At 59.0% G+C, this 2,582-nt stretch carries 2 protein-coding genes; both read right to left on the bottom strand.

Translation table 11 applies throughout. From position 1 onward, the window contains the following. Window positions 1-115 precede the first annotated feature (115 nt). On the bottom strand, window positions 116-880 hold the full coding sequence (gene istB, locus MRY75_RS05020; RefSeq protein WP_177218678.1) for an IS21-like element helper ATPase IstB: 765 nt from the start codon (window positions 878-880) through the stop codon (window positions 116-118). Window positions 881-895: 15 nt separating this feature from the next. After that, entirely contained in the window at window positions 896-2,434 is a 1,539-nt protein-coding gene (gene istA / locus MRY75_RS05015) for an IS21 family transposase (RefSeq protein ID WP_292306048.1), read from the bottom strand. Window positions 2,435-2,582 lie beyond the last annotated feature (148 nt).

Here is a 2,582-nt window from a genome sequence, read left to right as displayed (position 1 = left end):
TGCGTATTTCGCGGAACTTGGGCAGTGATTTCGCGGGATCTCGGGCACGCGTTTCACGTCATCGTGGGCAGCCATTTCACGATCGTGGGCAGACTGGTCGACAGGTTTCATAGGGTCAGTCCTGACCGTTTTGGTCAAGCGTTTTCAGAGCGCCAAGTTTTCTTCGCATACTGTCTCCGGTCAGTGCGAGACGGTGTGCATTGTGCACCAGGCGGTCGAGAATGGCGTCGGCCAGGGTCGGATCGCCGATAGCCTCATGCCACTGGTCAACCGGCAACTGACTTGTCACGATGGTTGATCCGCGGCCCTGTCGGTCTTCAAGAATTTCGAGGAGATCACGGCGTTCGGTGGCGTTGAGCACCGACAGGCCCCAGTCGTCCAGGATCAGAAGCTCGGAGCGTTCGATAGATTTCAGGACGCGGGCATGGCGGCCATCACCTCGGGCGATAACCAGCGCCTGAAAGAGCCGAGGAACACGGTGATACATGACGCGGCGATCGTCTCGGCAAGCTTTGTGACCGAGCGCACAGGCAATCCAACTTTTGCCCAAGCCTGTTGGCCCAGTGATCAGCAAATTCTCATGCCGATCGATCCAGCCACCGTCGATGAGATGCGCCATGACCGATTTGTCGATGCCGCGCGGGCTGCGCATGTCGAGGTCTTCGACGCAGGCGGCCTGGCGGAGAGAAGCAAACCTCAAGCGTGTCGCAAGCTTCTTGGCATCGCGTTCGGCTGCCTCGCGATCCACGAGCAAACCGAGGCGCTCTTCAAAGCTCAAATTTTCAAACATGTCACTGGCGCGACGCTGTTCATCCAGCGCCTTGGCCATGCCGATGAAGCCCATAGCCTCAAGGCGTTCAGATGTGGGATGTGTCAGCAAGGGATTTTCCTTTTCTTAGTGGTAGTAATTCTGACCCCGGATGTTGGGATGCTGCAGGGGAAGCTCTTCGGCTTCGGGCTCCAGAAAGGCCTGATCGAGGCCGGTCTGCAGAATGGATCGGATAGACGCCACGGAACGCGCCTTGATGGCGACACCACGCTGACAGGCCGCATCAAGGCGTGCCGGCTCATAGCTTTTAGCCAATGCCAACACGCCGAGGCAGGTCCGGAACCCCTGCTCGGGGTGTGGACGGTTCTCCATGACAATCTGGCAGAACGCGGCAACGGATGGTCCCAGTTTCTCAGCGCTGGCCAAGATGCGCGCAGGTGTCCATTCCGCGTAGCGCCGGTGAGAAGACGGCATGTGATCGGGCACTGTGATATGGCTGCGCCGCCCGGGATTGCGGGCATGGCTGGCCACGCGCTTGCCGCGATGGAAGACCTCTAAAGTCGTCTGGGTCAGCCTCAGATCGACGAGTTGCCGGATCAGACCGAAGGGGACCGAGTACCAGCAGCCGTCCGCCTCTATGTGATAGTCTGGCGCGACACGCGCCCGTTTCCAGCGGGCGAAGACATATGGGGTCGCTGGGAGGGACATCAGGTTCGGACGGTCCAACGTGGCAAACAGATCGGCACGACTGGCCCCGTAGTCGCGCATGACCCGCGTGTTTAGGTCATTCAGCAAGGGCCGGATTGCCGCGTTCAACTCGGCGAGTGAGAAGAACCGCCGGTTCCGCAGGCGCGCGACAATCCAACGTTGTGACACCTGAACCGCCACCTCAGCTTTTGCTTTGTCTTTTGGCTTGTAGGGCCGCGCCGGTAGGATCGCAGTGCCGTAGTGCTCAGCCATCTCAGCATAGGTTCGATTAAGACCTGGATCATGACGATCGGGCTTGATCACAGCTGACTTCAAGTTGTCCGGGACCACCGCCTTCGGCACACCACCAAGATAGCTGAACATACGGGTGTGTGCGCCGATCCAGTCTTCCAGCCCTTCGGAGGCAACGGCTTCTGCATAAGTGTAACTTGATGCCCCCATGGCCGCGACAAACAGCTTGGCGGTACGGACCTCGCCTGTGTCAGGATCGACGATCTCTATCGTATCCCCCGAGAAGTCCACGAAGACTTTCTCGCCACCAACATGTGTCTGACGCATGCTGGGGCGGACGCGTCCCTTCCAGGCGTCAAAGTGTGTGCAAAACCAGGTGTATCCGAAGCCGCCAGGATACTGGTCGCGGTATTCCTGCCAAAGTAGCATGCGGGTGACCCCGCGCTTGCGCAGTTCCTTGTCGATCATCGACCAATCAGGAACGGGACGGTTCGGATCCGGGACCGTAGGTGATGCTGGAAACAAAAGCAGTTCCAGACCGTCATCATCCAGGCCCTCAGGCAGCGGCCAACCCAAGCCTGCCTCCCGAGCGCGCCGCACATAAGTTCCAACGCTTCCTTTCCCAAGCCCGAGTGACGTGGCGATCGCCCGCTCACTCAGCCCTTGGGCAAACTTCAATCTCAATACATCTCGAATCCGGCGCATGTTTAGACGTCCTGTCGGCATTCAGCTCCTCCCTGTGAATAGGAGAGGAAGTAGTCTCAGTACGTCGACCAAGTCTGCCCACGATCCCGCGAAATCAGTGCCCGCGTTCGCGTGAAATCAGTGCCCACGATCAGATGGAATCAGTGCCCGCCATCACGCGAAACATGCA

The sequence above is a fragment of the Marivita sp. genome, assembly GCF_022763305.1.
GTDB lineage: Bacteria > Pseudomonadota > Alphaproteobacteria > Rhodobacterales > Rhodobacteraceae > Marivita.
Note: the sequence above shows the minus strand (reverse complement) of the source record. Positions and strands in the feature narration are given on the sequence as shown.

What these genes read in the sequence shown, in the direction of transcription:
- istA (WP_292306048.1), bottom strand. Translation starts at nt 2,434, where the DNA reads ATGCCGACAGGACGTCTAAACATGCGCCGGATTCGAGATGTATTGAGA.